This window comes from Flavobacterium sp. Flavsp81, assembly GCF_059491325.1.
Genome location: NZ_CP168505.1, coordinates 2,099,166 through 2,120,118 on the forward strand (window position 1 = coordinate 2,099,166; position 20,953 = coordinate 2,120,118).

Annotated in this window: 17 protein-coding genes; 9 read left to right on the forward strand and 8 right to left on the reverse strand. The window is 33.5% G+C overall.

Going from position 1 to position 20,953, the window contains the following annotated elements; translation table 11 throughout:
- The first annotated feature begins 94 nt into the window (after positions 1-94).
- Positions 95-826, forward strand: coding sequence for a hypothetical protein (locus tag ACEN92_RS08470; RefSeq protein ID WP_495641933.1), 732 nt, complete (start codon positions 95-97; stop codon positions 824-826).
- A gap of 210 nt (positions 827-1,036) precedes the next feature.
- On the opposite strand, the gene ACEN92_RS08475 is transcribed toward ACEN92_RS08470, so the two are convergent.
- The 8 genes from ACEN92_RS08475 to ACEN92_RS08510 form a co-directional block, all read right to left on the reverse strand.
- Positions 1,037-1,876, reverse strand: a complete 840-nt coding sequence (locus ACEN92_RS08475) for a hypothetical protein (protein ID WP_495641934.1) — start codon at positions 1,874-1,876, stop codon at positions 1,037-1,039.
- 73 nt (positions 1,877-1,949) lie between these two features.
- On the reverse strand, positions 1,950-2,156 hold the full coding sequence (locus tag ACEN92_RS08480; protein WP_495641935.1) for a hypothetical protein: 207 nt from the start codon (positions 2,154-2,156) through the stop codon (positions 1,950-1,952).
- 197 nt (positions 2,157-2,353) lie between these two features.
- Positions 2,354-4,252: a UvrD-helicase domain-containing protein gene (locus ACEN92_RS08485; protein ID WP_495641936.1), complete on the reverse strand. Its 1,899-nt coding sequence runs from the start codon at positions 4,250-4,252 to the stop codon at positions 2,354-2,356.
- A 2-nt stretch (positions 4,253-4,254) separates the two neighbouring features.
- A complete protein-coding gene (locus tag ACEN92_RS08490; protein ID WP_495641937.1) occupies positions 4,255-6,309 on the reverse strand; it encodes an AAA family ATPase in 2,055 nt (684 codons plus the stop codon).
- Between the two features lie 257 nt (positions 6,310-6,566).
- Positions 6,567-7,379 carry a hypothetical protein gene (locus tag ACEN92_RS08495; protein WP_495641938.1) on the reverse strand — a complete coding sequence of 271 codons (813 nt, stop codon included), beginning with the start codon at positions 7,377-7,379 and terminating at the stop codon, positions 6,567-6,569.
- A gap of 103 nt (positions 7,380-7,482) precedes the next feature.
- Positions 7,483-8,283, reverse strand: a complete 801-nt coding sequence (locus ACEN92_RS08500) for a TatD family hydrolase (protein ID WP_495641939.1) — start codon at positions 8,281-8,283, stop codon at positions 7,483-7,485.
- Between the two features lie 294 nt (positions 8,284-8,577).
- Positions 8,578-9,999 (reverse strand): RtcB family protein, encoded by a 1,422-nt coding sequence (locus ACEN92_RS08505; protein ID WP_495641940.1) that lies wholly within the window; start codon positions 9,997-9,999, stop codon positions 8,578-8,580.
- 65 nt (positions 10,000-10,064) lie between these two features.
- Positions 10,065-10,649, reverse strand: a complete 585-nt coding sequence (locus ACEN92_RS08510; RefSeq protein WP_495641941.1) for a hypothetical protein — start codon at positions 10,647-10,649, stop codon at positions 10,065-10,067.
- Positions 10,650-10,843: 194 nt separating this feature from the next.
- On the opposite strand from ACEN92_RS08510, the gene ACEN92_RS08515 reads away from it, so the two are divergent.
- The 8 genes from ACEN92_RS08515 to ACEN92_RS08550 all read left to right on the forward strand — a co-directional run bounded on the left by ACEN92_RS08515 (position 10,844) and on the right by ACEN92_RS08550 (position 20,925).
- Complete coding sequence (locus ACEN92_RS08515; RefSeq protein WP_495641942.1) at positions 10,844-11,458, forward strand: HD domain-containing protein; 615 nt, start codon at positions 10,844-10,846, stop codon at positions 11,456-11,458.
- Positions 11,459-11,740: 282 nt separating this feature from the next.
- Positions 11,741-12,754 (forward strand): helix-turn-helix transcriptional regulator, encoded by a 1,014-nt coding sequence (locus ACEN92_RS08520; RefSeq protein WP_495641943.1) that lies wholly within the window; start codon positions 11,741-11,743, stop codon positions 12,752-12,754.
- Positions 12,755-12,996: 242 nt separating this feature from the next.
- On the forward strand, positions 12,997-13,464 hold the full coding sequence (locus ACEN92_RS08525) for a MarR family winged helix-turn-helix transcriptional regulator (RefSeq protein WP_495641944.1): 468 nt from the start codon (positions 12,997-12,999) through the stop codon (positions 13,462-13,464).
- A complete protein-coding gene (locus ACEN92_RS08530) occupies positions 13,448-15,838 on the forward strand; it encodes a 3-hydroxyacyl-CoA dehydrogenase/enoyl-CoA hydratase family protein (RefSeq protein WP_495641945.1) in 2,391 nt (796 codons plus the stop codon). Before ACEN92_RS08525 ends, ACEN92_RS08530 begins: the two co-directional genes overlap by 17 nt.
- 94 nt (positions 15,839-15,932) lie before the next feature.
- Complete coding sequence (locus tag ACEN92_RS08535; RefSeq protein ID WP_495641946.1) at positions 15,933-17,114, forward strand: thiolase family protein; 1,182 nt, start codon at positions 15,933-15,935, stop codon at positions 17,112-17,114.
- A 169-nt stretch (positions 17,115-17,283) separates the two neighbouring features.
- On the forward strand, positions 17,284-17,634 hold the full coding sequence (locus ACEN92_RS08540; protein WP_495641947.1) for a four helix bundle protein: 351 nt from the start codon (positions 17,284-17,286) through the stop codon (positions 17,632-17,634).
- A 47-nt stretch (positions 17,635-17,681) separates the two neighbouring features.
- Positions 17,682-19,487 (forward strand): acyl-CoA dehydrogenase FadE, encoded by a 1,806-nt coding sequence (locus tag ACEN92_RS08545; RefSeq protein WP_495641948.1) that lies wholly within the window; start codon positions 17,682-17,684, stop codon positions 19,485-19,487.
- Positions 19,488-19,830: 343 nt separating this feature from the next.
- Positions 19,831-20,925 carry a glycoside hydrolase family 18 protein gene (locus ACEN92_RS08550; RefSeq protein WP_495641949.1) on the forward strand — a complete coding sequence of 365 codons (1,095 nt, stop codon included), beginning with the start codon at positions 19,831-19,833 and terminating at the stop codon, positions 20,923-20,925.
- Positions 20,926-20,953: the final 28 nt, after the last annotated feature.

A 20,953-nucleotide genomic window follows, 5' to 3' on the forward strand; every position in this document is an offset into this window, starting at 1 on the left:
TTAATTGCCTTATAATGCTTCATGTAAGGCAAATCTGAAATTTGATATTGAAGCAATTCATTTTTTTAATACTTTAGCACATCAAAAACAAACTATGAAAGATTACACTGATGCCATTGACTGGCGTGAAGTTTGGGGATTTTCAAAACATTTTATATTACCAAACATCGGCTGGCTTACATTTTGGGCTATTTTATTTGTTGTTTCAGGTTTAATTATCAGTATTGTGTTAAATGTGTATTTGTACAGGAAAAACATTTTTACAAGAGATAAAAAATATTATAATTGGATTGCAAAACTCTGGATTCCGTATATTATATTGATTTGTGTTTATTTCCCGGGAATGATTGGTTTATTTTATGGCGGGCATTCTATTCTGGTGAAAGAAAATAAAAACATGACAGCCAGCCTTTATGCAAAAACACTTGGCTCTACATTTTCATCAGAAAAAGATAAAAAAGCTTTTTTACTGGTAGTTCAGGAATTATCCAATTCATCAGGAAACATGAGTAAATCGCTGACCTCAGCAATGAATTTATACATCAAAAAAAACAATACCGGAATGGCTGCTGTCGATAATTTTAAAAATTCATCCAGTGCCTATCTGTTCCAAAAATACGAAGCGGATATTTATAGCGCTACTATTTACGGGTTAATGAAAGTTGTTGACGATAAAGCCGATATCGCTTCTTTCAAAGAAATAAATTATTCGGAATTTAAATTGCTTTTAACGAAACTCGATAAGATTGAACCTAAAAAAATTGAGAATTCCATTCAGTTAGAAATGAGTCATAAATTAGAATCTGTTTTTAAATTATGTTTATAAAGATCTTATAAAACATCAGTTGCTGCTTTTTGTTCTTTTCCTGATACTGCCTTTTATTGAATATTTTATTTATCTGAAGTTTGTGAAGAGTAAAGAGGAGGATTTTAGCGGGCTGAAGACTGTTGAGAATGTGATTGAGCGTTAAAAGTATACTTTTCTGCAATTTTCAACTCCTTTTAAACTGTTTTGCCTAAGCCGGAATCTAATGAGTTAAAATCCTGTAACTAATAAATTCCTGGCGCCTTTTTCGCCACATTTTTGATATTTATTATATGCTTTTACAGCTCTTGTTCTAATTTTTTCGTTGTTTTCGCCTGCGATATACCCTGCAATTGCATCATGAATGGTATAGGCTTCCGGACACATCAGGTTGCTGGTCCAAACAATCGGATTAACTTTTGCTCCTCTGAGATGTGGCGCAAAAAACCGCTTACTATAGCAAGCCAAAACAATAATATCCCTTTCTTTTCCGTCTGCATTATCAAATTTTTCAGAAAGCTCAAAATCCATTAAGCCATCGTGCCCGATATATCCTAAAAGGGATGCATTACCACCAATACCAATGTTTTTTTTACTGATCTTCAGAACGCTTTTTCGCTGTCCGGAACTGCTGTTCAAAAAATCTTTAGTGCATTGTTTTATATATTGTCCATCATAAGCATCGGCCACGAGATAATAGTTTGATTTTACAGTGTTCTTAAAAACAAGTCTTTCCAGTATATTATTTCCGGGTTTAGTGGTTTCCAGTAATTTCCACTCCTTGCTTTTTTTAAAGTAGCTTTTTATTCCAAAACCACAGCCCCAATACAGGTTTGTATTTGGGTCCTGTCCATTCCCAATTCCTGCCGGTACAGGTACAATTCCCTGATATTTGTTATCGCAAAGTGCCACAAAAATATGAATTGTTTTTGTTTTGCTTAGCGTGTCAGATACTATTGCAGATTTTGCTTCTTTTTTTTGAAATGAAGGCATTTCTTTTTCAGCATTGTTGGCTTTTCCATTGCAGCTCATTGAAAAAACACAATAAAATAAGATTACAAAAATTCTCATACCAGCTTAATTTGAGCATGTAAATTAGTAAATAAATGATTCCCAGACAACTAAAGACAGGTTTTAATGAACCTTAACGGATGTACAATTCTTCCCGAATTTTAATCAGGGTTTGAATAACTTTTCCTTCATCCGGTTTTTCCGGCAGCGTTGATGTTTGATAATGATTTTCGATTGAAGCAATTAAATTATCTGCCATTTCGAGCAAATCATCGTATTCTTTGTTTCCGGCTTTTATATCGAGTAATTCCTTGCGATTGATTATTAAAGAAATGTACAAAGACCTTGGGCTAAAATATATAGTCAAAATTAAATAAATCAGAATAATATGAACCAACTAAAAAACGGCTGCCTTTTTTAAGGCAGCCGTTTTTTAGTTGATATAGTTCTTCTCTTATTTTGATTAGGGTTTGAATTGCTTTTTCTACATCTGGTTTTTTTATGATAGGATTGATATTTAATAATGATTTTTTACTATTACAGATCTTCAATATTAATTACATTTTCATCTCCAAACCAACTTTTAACATTAACTATTGCTGTTTCACACATTTCAGACAAAGCTAAAACAACAAGATTTTCCTTGGCCCTCGAACATTCAACATAAAATAAGTTTTTTGTTCTAATTTTTCGATCTTCTTTTTCTTCTGTGTTATTGAAAAAATTTTGAAAATTATAATCTGTTTTAAATTCAGTATCATCAATTACAGTTAAAACATTTCTATATTCTTCTCCCTTTGTACTATGCTTTGTTGAAAACACAGTATTATTTTGTTTATGCTCAAAAAAATTAATTATTTCTACATATGGCAAATTCATAAAATTTAGAACAAAATGTTTATCTCTTTCTGTTCTTTTTTTATCTTCACTATCATCTTCTAAAGTTGTCAAATCAATTGAGATTCTCTCCATAAGCTTATTCAAACCAGTTGATTTCCATAGAACATTATTATTTTCAATAAAATCAAAAACTTCTTTTATTGTTTTAGTTTTACGAATTTCAATTAAATTCTCTATTATCTTAGTAATCAAAATTTTATGCGAGTGCTTTAAAATATTTCCATTAAAAAAGCTACTATTTTTTTTTAGAAATCGAAACACCTCATTGTAATTTTTTGTTTCCCAAAAATATATCAAATGCTCTATTCCAACCTGTCTCTCTTGTGATGTTTTTTTATCAACATATCCAACTAAATGCTTTATTAATGAATGATTTCTATCTAATAATTGATCTTTCGTCCTTTGCCCATATCTACTACTAAAAATTTGATATAGAGCTTCGAATTTCGCTCTTTTAGCGACTCTACTATTTGTAATTATTAATATTTTATCTTCACTATCATCTTCAAAATTCCATTCTTTTTCTTTTAATTTGGTTAAAACTTTATCATAATTTTTGTTTTTATATGGTTCAATACGTTTTTCATAATCAGTAACACCTTCATCTTTAACCCTACCATTATTACCTTTTATTTCTTTACGTGGATAATTTTTACAATATATAAATTTAACAGATCCTTCTAATTTTGTCTGAGGCTCCTGTTTAATGTTTTTTCTGAAATTATTTAATAATCTAATAACTTCAATTGATGAACGATAATTTTCTTCTTTCTTTACTAATTCAAGTTTTTTATCAGATTCATTTTTTGAATCAAAATATTTTTTTAAATCACCTATTCCAGCATCGTAAATTTTTTGATGAGAGTCACCAAAAAAACCTAAAATAATTTTCCCCTTATTTCTTTCTAATAAAAAATCTATTAAACTGATTACTGTTTCTTTTGCTGTATCCTGATACTCATCAACCAATAGAAAAGGATATTTTTGTGCTAAAATATTTGTCAGTAAAACATTGTTTTCGAACATCATTTTTGCTAGGGTAATGATATCATCATGATGCAGTAGTCCTTTTTCAAAATCCTGAAATGCAGGATCTTCGTATTTAATTTCTTCAATATTTAAAATTCTTTCAGATAAATTTATAATGTATTTAATATCAAATTTTGCCAATTCAGCACCGCTTAAAGTAGCTTTTTTAAGAATTCTTTCGTCATAACGAATTTCATTTAGCTTACATAATTCTATTTTTAATTGCTTTTGATATGATTTAATACAATCCCATAAAAACTCATGAATAGTTGATACTAAAACCAACGGGTTATACTCTAAACGCTCAATAATTTCATTCTTGGCAACATTCGTATAAGTAATACAAATTATTTTTTGATGATTATAGCGAACTTCTCCTCCCTTATTTTTGATTAAATAATTTAAAACCTGTATTAGAGTATAAGTCTTTCCAGAACCAGCACCAGCTTCCAAAACAAAACTTTTATTGTTTTCAATATGTTTTACTATCTGTTCAAATGCGCCCATAATTAAATATTTATTTTAATTGTACACATTCCTGCCAACCATTCCAAACCTTCCTTTATATAAAGGGGAGTTTCCCACTGCATACCAGTTTCTTTCTCATCGAAAGTCATAAGATCAAAGGAAAAGTTAGTTTTTGATGATGAACTTTTGGGACGTAAATCCCACGGAGTTTTTATTGCTAAATTTTCTGAAGTATGCTGATCTATCAGCGTAAATAAAGATTTTATCTTTTTCATAGATTCATCTTTTTTATATTCTGATTGAAAAAAACTTAAATTTTTATTTATAATTGCTTCTTCTAAACTTCTCGCAAGATAATTACAATTATTTTCACACATTTGATAAGCAACCCTAATTAGTTCAGTATCAAACTTTTCTTTTTCAATACAATTTTTCAAGTCATCAATTGTATTTTTCTTCGGAATCCAATCTTTTAGAGTCGAATTACATGTTTCTGCATTAACAGTATCAGTTTTGCATTCCTCTCTTTTATCATCAACTGAATCTATATCAGTTATTATTAAAGTCTTTACTTTAATAAAATGCAAAAGTTCTTTAAATTTTTGAGTGTATGCACCTCCAACTTCTAAAACTGAAATATATTCATTATTCAAACTGTTCGCAACATTATTGATCATTATAGGTAAAAGCATTTTTTCAGTTACGCCTTCAACCATAATAACTTTATCTGCAAAGAAGATATCACATTTGTGAAGATTAAGATATTGCTTTAAAAAACGAAAAGTTTCTTTATCACTTTCTTTATGTCTAAAATTATTAAAATCATTAATTTCAAGTTTTCCTCCTATTTTATTAAAATAACGAATTCGATCAAACCCTTTGTTCAAATCTATTCCTGCTTCAGCAATTATATGTGACGAATGAGTAGTTATTATAAGTTGGATACTAATACCTTCAGATCTAGCTGTATTAATTTTTTTAGTAATTTGTTTAATAAATATTTGTTGCATTTGAGGATGCATATGTGCTTCTGGTTCTTCTATCAAAATCGTTAAAAATTCTGATTTTTTTTCCTCACTAGAATTTTTAAATCTTTCAATAAAACTGGTCAATTCTAAAACCATAAAAATTAAATTACTATAACCCAAACCATTGTAGCTTTCAGGTAGATTTATTCCATCATGCTTATAATAATATTTTATATTATTCTTTATTACAGATTCAGAATTAAACTCAGAATCAATCTCTATTTTAGGAATTGTTATGGGAGTTGCAGCACCGAAATTATTTAAATCATTAATTACTTCTTTTAGTACTTTTGCATACTCACCCTTTAAAACGTTAGATACATTTTCTAATGTACCTTCAAGTGTTTTTACATCTTCTTTCGTTTTATCTCTCTCCCGATAATAATGAGAAAATCCAGTTGCTAATGTTTTATTTCTATCAGTTTTAGTATCATCTAATGTTCGGGAAGCTTTTATATCTTCAAATGAAATTATTTTTTCAATTTTAGCTTTAAAACTCAAATCAATATCTTTTTTGAAATTTGATTCTCTATCAATAGCATAGCATTTACTATGATAAAAAGTTTTGAGATTTTCTTTTAGCCAAGAAATCAGTTCTATTTCTCTTTTCTCCCTTTTTTCAAAGGAACTAAACATCCCTAAAGAATTATGTGCTTCATAACTAATCAAAATAGTAGCATCATGTCTGTTCTCATCTAGGTCTGTTATAAACTCACTTAAATTAATTAATGAATCTCTTTTAATATCATATTCAACTTCAATATACAATTGAACCTTTGGGATTAATCCTAAAATTATTTTTTCAATTGTATCTTTTCGTTTTTCAGAAATTGAAAACTTACTAATTCTATTTAAAAAATTATTTATTCTCCTAAAGACTAAGTAGGAACTTTGAGAAAAATCTTCAAAGGATATTTCTTGCGTTTTTGTAAAAATGTTTATAGCCTCAAATAAAGACGTTTTTCCTGTATTATTTTTTCCAACGATAAGCGTTATATCATCTTCAATCTTTAATACTACATCTTCTAGCAATCTAAAATTCTTAACTTGTATTTGCTTTATTTTCATTTTCCCTTAGTTTACTCAAACTTAATTATATTAATCTTCTCAAGATTACGGTAATCCGTAAATAATATAAAATCCATTATTACTTCTTCCAATTGATTTTTTGCTTTCCTTCATGATTGTCTTCAAATATATATAAACAAAAAGCCTCTAAACACAGTAAATATACTTGATTTAAAGGCTAAAAATAAAATCGTCCACAGACTTAAGTTTTTCCTCTATTTTTTGTAAAAAGAATCTATCAAAAAGTAGTCTTGCTTTCAAACCAAAAAATCCGAAACCAGTCGCTGTTTGAATCGATCAATAGGTTTCAAATCGACATTGGTATCTCCGTTGAGAATATCAAAAGGATCGTCTAAACCGCTAATTAATAAATACAAATAGCAAAATAAAAACGTAATGGCAGAAGTCACCAGATAATCGGCTGAAGGGCTTTTGAATTTGCTGATCAGTAAAAGCGACATCACGATAAACAAAATGCTTTGAAGCAACGTATAAGCCGGCTGGATAAAGTTGTTTCTCGAAATCGAATAGGCACGGGTGAGCTGTTTTCGCATCGCATTCGTATTTTCCTGTATGCCTTTTATGGCTTCTTTATCGACACCTCTTTCGGCAAAATAATAGGCAATCTCATTTGATTTTCGGATTAAGGGAAAGATAACGTTAGAATCTTTTTCATGGGAATAGATCCATGCAATAATACCATCAGTAATCGCAATCATTTCCTCGCGCAAAAAAGCACTGTTTAGTTCCTCCCTGCACAAATCAGAAGTTCCTGTTCTTGGTGCTCTCAAAGCCAGATAAATCCAGTCTTTAATCGCTTCGAGATTAGAAGCCACTTCGCCCGGTATTTTTTCACTTTCCTTAAAATCGGTCATGGTAGCGGCCAATAATAATCCGAAGACAAAAAAAGCTCCGGTAAAAATAATCGTAATATCGGACAGTTCTATCAAATCGTGAAAATCCTGTCCGTAAAGAGAAAGATTTTTGAATACAAAATTTTTAATTCCCAATATGGCTAGTGCGGCAACAAATGATTTTAGGATTATGGTTCTGTGTAGTATAAATTTCATTCGGTCTTTTTTAAGCAAATTAAACAAATATATACATCTCCTGTCCTATCCTGATATAAAAAAATGAGACACTTTATTCATGACCTCACCTGTTAGAAAAACACTAAATCCCAAAAAAACCTCTAGCATTTTTCGTTGTTTCCTCTGCGACTGTAATTCCCGAAACCCCTTTAAACTGCGCAACAGTTGCTGCCACAAAAGGCAGAAAAGCAGGTTCGCAGCGGCGTTCGTGGTATTTTTTCAGCAAACTATTCGGTGTGTTTTTTGGGAGCATGAAGGGCGCATCGGTTTCGATCATCATTCGGTCAAGAGGAACGTACTGAATCACTTCTTTTAAATGCTCAAAACGTTTACTGTCTGAAATCGCTCCGGTAAAACCAAGATAGAATCCGTTATCGAGATACGTTTTGGCCTCGGACTGACTTCCGGTAAAACAATGTACGACCGCTTTTGGTAATTGTGGCAAATAGTCTTTTGTAATTTCCATAAACTTATTAAAAGCCGCTCTTTCATGCAAAAACAAAGGTTTCTGAACCTCGATTGCCAATTCTAATTGTGCTTTGTAACAGGTTTCCTGAATATTTCTGGGCGAAAAATCCCGATCAAAATCGAGACCGCACTCCCCTACTGAAACTACATGTTTTTGTTTTAATAAATTCCGCAGTTTTGCAATGCTCTGCGCATCAAAACTTTTCGCATCATGCGGATGAATTCCGGCGGTTGCGTATAATATTCCGGGATACTCTTTTGCTATTTCTGATGAGGCTTCACTGTTTCTTACGCTTGTTCCTGTGAGGATCATGTGCGATACATCAGCATCTAAAGCGTTTTGTACGACATCATCTATGTCGTTTTGGAATTGTTTATTCGTTAAATTAATTCCAATATCTATATATGTATTCATTTTTTTTTTTAAGTTGCAAAGACTCAAAGAGGCAGAGGTTCATAGGTTTTCCTCTTTGAGTCTTTATTTATTATTATTTTTTTGTCGCTAAGGCACTAAAGGACAAAGATTTTTAAGCGTAATATTGTCATTTCGACGGAGGAGAAATCTCCGTAAGAAGCTCGACAAAGCTTGGACTTTCGTTGCGGAGTTACTTGCGAAGATTTCTCCTCCGTCGAAATGACATAAAAATGCGAAAACCCTTTGATCTTCCACTTTTTGACTTTTTTGACTTTGGACTTTCAGACTAAAAATCTAATCTTCCCTACTCCCATCATCCGCCATTCTGACCATTTTAGGTGTAAACTTGGCTACAACATCAACCAAATCCTGTTGTGCTGCCATCACCTGATTGATGTCTTTATAGGCCATTGGTGCTTCGTCCAGACCTGCACCGATAAGCGTTACTCCGTAATCTTTCAGTATGGACTTCATTTCGGTTTTCGTGATGTTTTTTATGGCCTGAGTTCGGCTCATTTGTCTTCCTGCACCGTGTGAAGCCGAATTAATCGAGTTCTCCTCGCCTTTTCCTCTCACTAAAAATCCCGGTGCGGTCATACTTCCCGGAATGATTCCCATCACTCCTTTTCCGGCCGGAGTTGCGCCTTTTCTATGCACGATTACTTCTTCTCCGTTCCAGATTTCTTTCCAGGCAAAATTATGGTGATTTTCGACTTTGGCTAAAATCGCTGCGCCCAAAGCTTTCTTCATTTTGTTATGAATAATTTCATGACAAGCCGAAGCGTAATCTCCTGCCAAATTCATCGCCATCCAGTATTCCTGACCTAATTGTGAGTTCATATCCAAGTACGCTAAGTTTTTAGCCACTTCCGGAAGTTTACAAACGTCTTTGGCAATTTTGGTATAATGACCCGCGATTGTGGCACCCATTCCTCGTGAACCGGAATGCGTCAACAAAGCAACATATTTTCCTTTTGGGATATTCAAAACTGAATCGTCTTTTGCAAATTCCATAATTCCGAATTCCACAAAGTGATTTCCTCCACCGGAAGAACCCAATTGCGACCAGGCTTTGTCTTTTAAGTTCTTTACAAATGGATTCATATTAAAAGTATCGTTCTCCAAAACCAGGTGATCTGATTTGTATTGTCCATGGAAACCATGCCCAGCTCCGAACTTGGAATGTGCTACTAACTCCCGTTTGAATTTGGCTTCATTTTCAAAGTAAAAATCCTCCGAAATATCATAAACCGACAACGCCATTCTACAGCCAATATCAACCCCAACACCATACGGAATAATAGCGTTTTTAGTGGCTAAAACTCCGCCAATCGGCAATCCGTAACCTTGGTGCGCATCCGGCATTAAAGCTCCTGCAACCGTAACAGACAATTGCATTGCCACTTCCATTTGTTTTCTGGCTCCATCTTCGATATGTTCGGCTCCGTAAGAAGCATAAGCATTTGGATTTTGATTTAAAGCGATAAAATCTTCCGGCTTTTCATTTGCTTTTTCGATCAAAGCCACTGCCAGTTTACTAAAAATAGCATCGCCTATATAATTTTCAGGTGTTTCCAAAACGTTTTTGAAATTGGTTATCATTTCATCACGTTTTAACCCGTGTCTTTTACTGTTTATTTTTAAAGCGATTCCGATTGTTTTTCCTTCAGGGAATCCTAATTGTATTATATCTGTACCGTTTATTTGTGTTTTCATTTTTTCTTTTTAAGGGACAAAGGTCCAAAGGTTTATAGATGCAAAGGTTTTATATTGGTGTGAAGTTATTTTAATATAAATCGACCACCATTCTCTAGTTGCAGTAATAAAATTTCATGAATTCTCTTAATTTCGGCTATTATTGGTTTTATTTCATATTCCACATTGAAAATCTTAAAAATTTGCTTATCATAAAAGTATGCTCTAAAAAATATTCTTGAATCATCTACATAAGTTATTGGTCCTACATATTTTGGCATGACTATCCCAAGTGTAAATTCTTTTAAAAAATCATCTAATCTTTCATCAAAATGTTCCATAAGATTCCGCATATCTCGATTTTTTAAAACACTTGAATCACTAACATGATAAACTTCACGTAGCTTTTGCCCTCTAATCTTATAATCCACCGTATTCTTATTCTTCGGATTATTCGGAGGCCAAAAAAATCGAGAAATACCTCCTACACTGAGAATTATGTTTTGAAGCAAATCTAAAATCACATCATCGTTTTGACAATCATAATATTCACTTTCAAAAATTTTATTTAATAATTCAATATCATTAAAAATTGAACGTGTTTTAGTTAATAAAGCTTGAATGTAAAAAGCTTCATTAAAAGGATAGATTTCAAATTCTGAATTTCTCATATTTATCAATTTATTTTTAAAGTTCAAATAATACTTCGTAATTAATGGGGAGCAGGAAATAACTCAAACTTCCTTTTTTTAGTTAAATCTTATTTTAAAACAACTTGTATTATTTCCTCAACAAAGATTTCATTAGTAGTACGCAATTATTTTGCGCAGTAAAAAAAGAACTTTATATTTGAGTAAAAAAGAGCATGGATTTACAGCAGAAATATACTGAATTGCTTTTGAAAATTGGTTTTCACGAAAATGATATTCTACAGCACTGGCTGGATTTAGAAAAAGCCTATTCTAAAAAATTAAGGCATTATCATAATCTTACTCATATACAGGATATGATTTTTAGTTTTGAAAAGTATTTAGACCAACTTCACTTTTCTAATGAAGTCTTGTATTCGATCTTTTACCACGATTATATTTATGTGAGTTCGAAAAAAGATAATGAACTCAAAAGTGCTGAATATGCTTTGGAGATTTTGTCTGGAAATACTATGCTCAATAAACAATTGATTTTTGATGCTATTTGTGCAACTCAACAGCATCAGCATAATGAAATAGAAGATATCAACTGGCTAATCGATTTTGATTTGAAGATTCTGGCCAGAAATTGGAAAGATTATAAAATCTATTTTGAACAGATTCGAAAGGAATACCGCATATATCCTGATTTTCTCTACAAACCCGGACGCGCAAAAGCGTTGAAACATTTTCTCGAAAATGAATTTATTTTTCAAACGGAAACTTTCCGAAATCAATTTGAAGAAAAAGCAAGAGCTAATATTGAAAAGGAGATTTTATTATTAACCTAAAAATATATTCACCACGTATTTATGTATAGATGCACAGCAGTGCATCTAACACACGTAACCACAATTCATTTCACATCGCGAAAGACGCACTGCAGTACGTCTCTACAGAAAATTGGAATGGAAAATTGAAATCAAAATCATTTTTCAATACTATAAAAACGAAATTTCTTATTACCAAATGCGTGAGGGATTGCAGTGGAAATCCTTTTGTTTTTTCCTTTAAAAAACAAAAGATTGCAATGGAAAGCCCGACCCTTGGGGCACGCCCAAAAAAACGAAACTATGTCACAAAACAAAAACGCCTTAATTCGGTATAAAACGATTGACAAATGCCTGCAGAATAAATACCGGCAATGGACTTTGGAGGATTTGATCGAATGCTGTTCTGAAGCTTTGTTTGAATATGAAGGCCGTGAAAACCCAATCAGCAAGCGAACGATTCAGATGGATATTCAGCTGATGAGAAGCGAAAAACTGGGTTATAATGCCCCGATTGTCGTTTATGATAAAAAGTATTATAAATATGAAGACAACGAATTTACAATAACAGATATTCCGCTGACTGAAACCGATATGAATGTTTTGACAGAAACGGTTTCGATGCTGAAACAGTTTAAGGACTTTTCTTTATTCAGTGATGTATCGGATATTCTGCAGCGTTTGGAGGATAAAATTTACTCGGAGAAATCACATACAAAACCGGTTATTTATCTGGATAAAAATGAAGGACTAAAAGGATTGCATTATCTGGATGAAATTTACCAGGCGATCATCAAGAAAATGGTTTTGGTGCTGACTTATAAATCATTTAAGTCGAAAGAACAGAGTACATTTCATTTTCATCCTTTTATTTTGAAGGAATTCAATAACCGCTGGTTTTTAATCGGGAAAAGGAAAGGCTCAGCTTCTATTAGCAATTTAGCTCTTGACCGGATTGTTTCGATTGATTATGATTTTAACCTTACTTATTTGGATGAAGATTTTGATGCTGAGCTATTTTATAAGAATGTCATTGGCGTTACCGTAAATGGAGGTTTACAACCCAGAAGAATTGAAATATGGGTCGATCGTGAAAATGCTCCTTATATTTTGACGAAACCTTTACATCATTCGCAAAGAGTAATAAATGAAAATGAAGATGGAAGTATTATTATTCATCTGTTTATTTCTCCCAATTATGAGATGGAACGTCTTTTATTGGGTTTTGGCTGCGGGATTGAGGTTTTGCGCCCTGAAAATTTAAAGAGGCGCATGAAGGAAACACTTCAAAAAGCATTGGCTAAGTATGATCTTTAAAATTTATTCATACAAAAACAAGCTTTTATATAATAAGGAATTATAACAATTTAAATTGTTGTAACAGCAATTTTTACATTCCTAAATTCATTAAACTTAAAAAAGAATAGTATATTTCAATTAAAAAAAGAACCTAAAAAACCTCTGATTCAGAGATATTTTTTCACTAATTAAAAAATTATCATAAAATTATATGCATGCATAGTATTTTTTGATTATATTTGAAATCGATATAGTTACTTATGAAAGATAAAACAATAGATTATATTTTAAGGGCTACATGGCAGGCCGTTTCCAGAATGTATAATGAGGAAGCTGCCAAATATGACGCCACCATGGCGACAGGATTTGCTCTTTTGAGTATTGACAAAGAAGACGGAACTCCATCTACAGCCTTGGGGCCAAGAATGGGCATGGAAGCTACGAGCTTAACGAGAACATTAAAATCAATGGAAGACAAAGGTCTTATTGTTCGCAAAAAAAACCCATCTGACGGTCGTGGTGTTTTGATCTACCTAACCGAATTTGGAAAAGAAAAAAGGGAATTATCTAAAAATACGGTACTGAAATTTAATGAAACGGTAAGAAAACATGTTTCTGACGAAAAACTAAAACATTTTATCGAAGTTTCTGAAATTATAAACGAATTAATTCAGGATAAAAATATATTTAATCAAACAGAAAAAATTGAAAATGAAACGCACAATTAAAAAAGTCGCTGTAATTGGATCCGGAATTATGGGTTCAGGAATAGCTTGCCATTTTGCCAACATTGGTGTTGAAGTTTTACTGCTTGACATCGTACCTCGCGAGTTGACAGAAGCTGAAACTAAAAAAGGATTAACACTTGAAAGTAAAGCCGTTCGCAACCGTTTGGTAAACGAGCATCTGGCGAATTCATTAAAATCGAAACCGTCCCCTATTTACAGTCAGAAATTCGCAAGCCGAATCACAACTGGAAATACAACTGATGATATGGCAAAAATTGCCAATGTTGACTGGATTATTGAGGTTGTAGTGGAACGTCTGGATATCAAAAAACTGGTTTTTGAGCAAATCGAGAAATTCCGTAAGCCGGGTACTTTGGTTACTTCAAACACATCCGGTATTCCGATTCATTTTATGAGCGAAGGAAGAAGCGAAGATTTTCAACAACACTTCTGCGGAACTCACTTTTTTAACCCTGCGCGTTACTTAAAATTATTTGAAATTATTCCGGGTCCGAAAACTTCAACTGAAGTTTTGAATTTCTTAAACGAATACGGATCTAAATTCTTAGGAAAAACTTCGGTTGTTGCTAAAGATACTCCGGCATTTATTGGAAACAGAATTGGTATTTACGGAATTCAGAGTTTATTCCATTTAGTGAAAGAAATGGGATTAACAATTGAAGAAGTTGATAAATTGACCGGACCTGTAATTGGGCGTCCAAAATCGGCTACTTTCCGTACCGTTGACGTTGTTGGTTTAGATACTTTGGTACACGTTGCCAACGGTATTTACGAAAACTGCCCTAACGACGAACAACACGAATTGTTTAAACTTCCTGATTTCATCAACAAAATGATGGAAAACAATTGGTTAGGGAGCAAAACGGGACAAGGTTTTTACAAAAAAGTAGACAAAGATATTTTGTCTTTAGACTTAGATACATTAGAATATCGTGCTGCTAAAAAAGCGAATTTTGCTACTCTTGAACTAACAAAAACTATTGATAAACCAATAAATCGTTTTAAAGTTTTAGTTAAAGGAAAAGACAAAGCCGGTGAATTCTACCGTAAGAGTTTCGCCGGAATGTTTGCGTACGTTTCCAACAGAATTCCTGAAATCTCAGACGAATTATTTAAAATTGATGATGCGATGAAAGCCGGTTTTGGATGGGAAAATGGTCCATTCGAAATTTGGGATGCGATTGGTGTTGCCAACGGAATCGAAATCATGAAAGCAGAAGGTTTAGAGCCTGCTGCGTGGGTTACTGAAATGTTAGCTTCAGGAAGCGAGAGTTTCTACTCTGTAAAAGAAGGAGCGACTTATTTCTATAATATCCCAAATAAATCTCAAACTAAAGTTCCTGGGCAAGATTCATTCATTATTCTGAACAACATTCGCGAAAGCAAAAAAGTTTGGAGCAACAGTGGTGCCATTATTCAGGATTTAGGAGACGGAATTTTGAATTTAGAATTCCAATCTAAAATGAATACTATTGGTGGCGATGTACTTCAGGCCATCAATAAAGCAATCGACTTATCTGAAAAAGAATATCAAGGTTTGGTTATTGGTAACCAGGCAGCGAATTTCTCTGTTGGTGCCAATATCGGAATGATTTTCATGATGGCGGTTGAGCAGGAATACGACGAATTGAACATGGCAATTAAATTGTTCCAGGACACAATGATGCGCGTTCGTTATTCTTCTATTCCAGTTGTTGTTGCACCTCACGGAATGACTTTTGGAGGTGGATGCGAAATGAGCTTACACGCTGATAAAGTGGTTGCTGCTGCAGAAACGTACATGGGATTGGTTGAATTTGGTGTAGGTGTACTTCCTGGTGGTGGTGGATCTAAAGAAATGGCTTTAAGAGCGTCTGATTTATTCCGTAAAAATGATGTGGAATTGAATGTTCTTCAAGAGTATTTCTTAACAATCGCAATGGCAAAAGTTTCAACTTCGGGTTATGAAGCTTTTGAAACCGGACTTCTTCAACATGGAAAAGATGTTATCGTAGTAAACAAAGACCGTCAGATTGCTGAAGCTAAAAAACATGCTTTGTTAATGGCAGAAGCAGGTTATACACAGCCGATTAGAAGAACTGATGTTAAGGTTTTAGGAAAACAGGCATTGGGAATGTTCTTAGTTGGAACAGATCAAATGGAAGCCGGAAAATACATTTCTGAGCACGATAAAAAAATCGCTAACAAACTGGCTTACGTAATGGCCGGAGGTGATTTATCTGAAGCTACTTTAGTATCTGAACAGTATTTATTAGATATCGAACGTGAAGCCTTCTTATCTCTTTGTACTGAGCGTAAGACTTTAGAAAGAATTCAATATATGTTAACTAAAGGAAAACCACTTCGTAATTAGAAAATAGAGCAAAGATGCAAGAAGCAAGACTTCAAAACTAGTTTTGTCTTTTCTCTTGCCTCTTTCTTCTAAAAATCTTAAAAAACAAAAACAAATGAAAACAGCATATATAGTAAAAGCATATAGAACCGCAGTTGGAAAAGCACCAAAAGGGGTTTTTAGATTTAAAAGACCTGACGAATTAGCAGCAGAAACGATTCAGTTTATGATGGATGAACTGCCAGATTTCGACAAAAAACGTATTGATGACGTGATGGTAGGAAATGCCATGCCGGAAGCAGAACAAGGCTTGAACGTTGGACGTTTAATTTCTTTAATGGGATTAAAAGTTGAAGATGTTCCTGGTGTTACAGTAAACCGTTATTGTGCATCCGGGCTTGAAACTATCGGAATGGCGACTGCGAAAATCCAATCAGGAATGGCAGATTGTATTATCGCCGGTGGAGCTGAAAGTATGAGTTTTATTCCGATGGGAGGTTACAAACCAACTCCGGATTATAAAGTTGCCGCTGCAGGTCACGAAGATTATTACTGGGGAATGGGTTTAACTGCTGAAGCGGTTGCCAACCAATATAAAATCTCCAGAGAAGATCAGGATGAGTTTGCATACAACTCTCACATGAAAGCCTTGAAAGCGCAGGCAGAAGGAAAATTCGACAAACAAATCGTTCCGATTACGGTTGAACAGACTTTCATCAATGAAAATGGTAAAAAAGAAACTAAATCATACGTTGTAAAACAAGACGAAGGTCCAAGAGCGGGAACTTCTATTGCTGCATTATCAGGTTTAAAACCGGTTTTTGCTGCCGACGGAAGTGTAACAGCCGGTAACTCATCACAAATGAGTGACGGTGCTGCTTTTGTTTTAATCATGAGTGAGGACATGGTTAAAGAATTGAATCTTGAGCCAATTGCCAGATTAGTAAATTTTGCTTCATCTGGCGTTGAACCAAGAATCATGGGTATCGGTCCTGTAAAAGCAATTCCGAAAGCGTTGAAACAAGCCGGTTTAGAATTGAAAGACATCGAGCTGGTTGAATTAAACGAAGCATTTGCTTCTCAGTCTTTGGCTGTAATTCGTGAATTAGGTTTAAATCCGGATATCGTAAACGTAAACGGTGGAGCTATCGCCTTAGGTCACCCGCTGGGATGTACAGGAGCCAAACTTTCTGTTCAGTTATTTGATGAGATGAAACGCAGAGGTAATAAATACGGGATTGTGAGTATGTGTGTGGGGACTGGACAGGGTTCTGCAGGAATTTACGAAGTTCTTTAAAAGAAAAGAAAGAGCAAAGAAGCAAGACAATAGATACTTTTTTTGAGAAAGAGGCAAAAGGAGAAAGGCTTTAATTTTGAGATGAAGTAAATGTTTCAAAAAACAAGCTTTATTAAAAGTAATAAAAAACCTACTTTTTAATTTTAGTTTCTTAACTTGACTCAAAAACATGAAACACAATTTTAAGAATTTGAAAATTTGGATTTTAGCAATGAATATTACAAATGATATTTATAAACTGACTTCAACTTTTCCAAAATCAGAAACTTATAGCTTATCTAATCAAATGAATCGATGTTCTGTTTCAATGCCTTCAAATATTGCCGAAGGCTCCAATAGAGGTAATAAACATTTTCAGCATTATTTGAATATAAGTTTAGGATCTTCATTTGAATTGCAAACACAATTATTGATAGCATGTCAAAACGACTATTTATCAAAAGAAAAAACAGAAGAAATAGAAAACAAAATAATTGAATTTCAAAAGATGACAACAGGTTTCATAGGTAAGTTAGATTAAAATCTTTCTTCTTGATTCTTTCATCTTTCACCTAAAAAACAAAAGCAATGGCAGATACAATCGAAAAAAACGTAACCCGTGGTGGTCAGTTTTTAGTTAAAGAAACAAAGTGTGAAGATATCTTTACACCAGAAGATTTCTCTGAAGAGCAATTAATGATGCGTGACTCTGTAAAAGAGTTTGTAGACAAAGAAATTTGGCCTAACAAAAATCGTTTTGAGAAAAAAGATTATGCTTTTACCGAAGAAAGCATGCGTAAAGCGGGTGAATTGGGACTTCTTGGAGTTGCAGTTCCTGAAGAATATGGCGGATTAGGAATGGGGTTCGTATCTACCATGTTGGTTTGCGATTACATTTCCGGTGCTACAGGATCTTTCTCAACTGCTTTTGGTGCTCATACCGGAATTGGAACGATGCCAATTACACTTTATGGTACTGAGGAGCAAAAGAAAAAATACGTTCCTAAATTGGCTACCGGAGAATGGTTTGGAGCATATTGCTTAACCGAGCCAGGTGCTGGATCTGATGCTAACTCTGGAAAAACAAAAGCTGTTTTATCTGAAGATGGAACGCATTATAAAATTACAGGACAAAAAATGTGGATTTCGAATGCAGGTTTCTGCAGCGTTTTCATCGTTTTTGCCCGCATTGGTGATGATAAAAATATTACAGGTTTCATTGTAGAAAACGATCCGTCAAACGGAATTTCTATGAATGAAGAAGAGCATAAATTAGGAATCCGTGCTTCTTCTACACGTCAGGTTTTCTTCAATGAAACTAAAGTTCCGGTTGAAAACATGTTGTCAGAAAGAGGAAACGGTTTCAAGATTGCAATGAATGCCTTAAATGTTGGACGTATTAAATTGGCTGCTGCTTGTTTGGATGCTCAAAGAAGAGTTACTTCGGGGGCTGTAAAATATGCTAATGAAAGAATTCAATTTAATACTGCAATTGCAAGTTTTGGAGCTATTCGTTATAAATTAGCTGAGATGGCAACTAGTGCTTATGCAGGCGAAAGTGCTTCATACCGTGCTGCTAAGGATATCGAAGACAGAATTGCTGCCCGTGAAGCAGAAGGAACTTCTCATCAGGAAGCTGAATTGAAAGGTGTTGAAGAATATGCTATCGAATGTTCTATTTTGAAAGTAGCTGTTTCTGAGGATGTTCAAAACTGTGCTGATGAAGGAATTCAGATTTTTGGTGGAATGGGATTCTCAGAAGACACTCCAATGGAAAGCGCCTGGAGAGATGCCCGTATCGCTCGTATCTATGAAGGAACAAACGAAATCAACAGAATGCTTTCTGTAGGTATGCTGATCAAAAAAGCCATGAAAGGCCATGTTGATTTATTAGGACCTGCAATGAAAGTTCAGGAAGAATTAATGGGAATTCCATCTTTTGATGCTCCGGATTTCTCTGAGTTGTTTGCTGAAGAAAAAGGAATTGTCGCTAACCTGAAAAAAGTCTTCTTAATGGTTGCCGGAAGTGCTGTTCAAAAATATGGCCCGGATTTAGATGCTCACCAACAGTTATTAATGGCTGCTTCTGATATCTTAATCGAAATCTACATGGCAGAAAGTACTATTTTAAGAACTGAAAAATTAGCCAAAAACCAAGGAGAAGCTAAAGTACAGGAGCAAATTGCGATGGCAAAATTATACTTATACAAAGCAGTAGATATTGTAAATCAAAAAGGAAAAGAAGGAATAATTTCTTTTGCCGAAGGTGATGAACAACGTATGATGCTAATGGGATTACGCCGTTTTACAAAATATACAAACATGCCAAACGTAGTCGCATTAAGAGAAACAATTACATCTAAATTAGTTGCAGAAAACGAATACTGCTTCTAATACAAAATAGTTTTTAGCGTTTAATTTGTCTAAACCCGTACAGTCCGAAACTGTGCGGGTTTATTTTTTTATTTTTTCACCATATAAGTCATATAAGTTCATTTAATATACTTTGTCGATATTGGCTGCGAATTCTAATTTCTTATATTTTAACTAAAAACACATTCTAAACACACCACTTAAATTTTCTTATATGACTTATATGGTTTAAATAACGTTCCAATATGTTTTAAACTCCATTTCACAAATCTTTATTAAAATTACATTTACGTTACATATTCTATAGTGAAATTTCAATTCTAATGTTTTATATTTAGCATTTCAAAAACTAATTGCTTAAAAAATGAAACAAATTAGCCTAATTACCTTTTTATTATTGTGGACTTTTACTACAAACATCTTCGCACAAAAAAATAAAAAAATGGATATTATTGCTTATTATACGGGCGATGATAAACTAATCAATGAATACGAAGTAAATAAACTGAATCAGATTATTTTCAGTTTCTGTCATTTAAAAGATGGTAAACTAAGCGTTGATTCTCCAAAAGATTCTACTACAATCAAACACTTGGTCTCTTTAAAAACAACAAATCCACAACTTAAAATCATTTTATCTCTTGGTGGCTGGGGTGGCTGCGAACCTTGTTCAGCTGCGTTTTCAACAGCTGAAGGAAGATTAACTTTTGCAAAATCTGTAAAAGAAGTCAGTGATAATTTTAAAGTAGATGGCTTAGATCTGGATTGGGAGTATCCTGCAATCGAAGGTCTTCCCGGTCATTTATACCAGGCAGCTGACAGAACAAATTTCACTGAACTGATCAAAATTTTGCGTAGCACTTTGGGAAAAAACTACGAATTAAGTTTTGCAGCAGGAGGTTTTCAGAAATATCTGGATGAATCTGTGGAATGGAAAAAAGTAATTCCTTTGGTAAATCGTGTCAACATTATGAGTTATGATTTAGTAAACGGATATTCTAAAGTTACCGGTCATCATACACCATTATACAGCACAAATAAAAATGAAGAATCAACAGACAGAGCGGTTACTTATTTATTAAAATTAGGAATTCCCGCTGAAAAATTAGTTATCGGTGGTGCTTTCTACACAAGAACATGGAAAAATGTAGAAAACATAAATAACGGTTTATATCAGGCCGGTGAACATATCGAAGGAGTTTCTTTCAAAAATTTTGCTTCAACTTATACTGAAGCTAATGGCTGGAAATATTTTTATGACAATAAAGCAAAAGCGCCTTACTGGTACAATGAGAAACAAAAAACATTTGCTACCGGTGATGATTTAACTTCCATAAAAGCCAAAACAGAATATGTGAAATCTAAAAAATTAGGCGGTATCATGTTTTGGGAACTTACTTTAGACACTCCTCATAACGGAATGGTGAATGCTATTTACGAAGTAAAAACAAATAAATAGTTTATTAAATAATAAAGCGGGAACTGAT

Excerpts from the sequence above, each read along its gene's own strand:
- ACEN92_RS08470 (WP_495641933.1), top strand. The coding sequence starts at position 95 with ATGAAAGATTACACTGATGCCATTGACTGGCGTGAAGTTTGGGGATTT.
- ACEN92_RS08475 (WP_495641934.1), bottom strand. The coding sequence starts at position 1,876 with ATGAGAATTTTTGTAATCTTATTTTATTGTGTTTTTTCAATGAGCTGC.
- ACEN92_RS08485 (WP_495641936.1), bottom strand. The coding sequence starts at position 4,252 with ATGGGCGCATTTGAACAGATAGTAAAACATATTGAAAACAATAAAAGT.
- ACEN92_RS08490 (WP_495641937.1), bottom strand. The coding sequence starts at position 6,309 with ATGAAAATAAAGCAAATACAAGTTAAGAATTTTAGATTGCTAGAAGAT.
- ACEN92_RS08495 (WP_495641938.1), bottom strand. The coding sequence starts at position 7,379 with ATGAAATTTATACTACACAGAACCATAATCCTAAAATCATTTGTTGCC.
- ACEN92_RS08500 (WP_495641939.1), bottom strand. The coding sequence starts at position 8,283 with ATGAATACATATATAGATATTGGAATTAATTTAACGAATAAACAATTC.
- ACEN92_RS08505 (WP_495641940.1), bottom strand. The coding sequence starts at position 9,999 with ATGAAAACACAAATAAACGGTACAGATATAATACAATTAGGATTCCCT.
- ACEN92_RS08510 (WP_495641941.1), bottom strand. The coding sequence starts at position 10,649 with ATGAGAAATTCAGAATTTGAAATCTATCCTTTTAATGAAGCTTTTTAC.
- ACEN92_RS08515 (WP_495641942.1), top strand. The coding sequence starts at position 10,844 with ATGGATTTACAGCAGAAATATACTGAATTGCTTTTGAAAATTGGTTTT.
- ACEN92_RS08520 (WP_495641943.1), top strand. The coding sequence starts at position 11,741 with ATGTCACAAAACAAAAACGCCTTAATTCGGTATAAAACGATTGACAAA.
- ACEN92_RS08525 (WP_495641944.1), top strand. The coding sequence starts at position 12,997 with ATGAAAGATAAAACAATAGATTATATTTTAAGGGCTACATGGCAGGCC.
- ACEN92_RS08530 (WP_495641945.1), top strand. The coding sequence starts at position 13,448 with ATGAAACGCACAATTAAAAAAGTCGCTGTAATTGGATCCGGAATTATG.
- ACEN92_RS08535 (WP_495641946.1), top strand. The coding sequence starts at position 15,933 with ATGAAAACAGCATATATAGTAAAAGCATATAGAACCGCAGTTGGAAAA.
- ACEN92_RS08540 (WP_495641947.1), top strand. The coding sequence starts at position 17,284 with ATGAAACACAATTTTAAGAATTTGAAAATTTGGATTTTAGCAATGAAT.
- ACEN92_RS08545 (WP_495641948.1), top strand. The coding sequence starts at position 17,682 with ATGGCAGATACAATCGAAAAAAACGTAACCCGTGGTGGTCAGTTTTTA.
- ACEN92_RS08550 (WP_495641949.1), top strand. The coding sequence starts at position 19,831 with ATGAAACAAATTAGCCTAATTACCTTTTTATTATTGTGGACTTTTACT.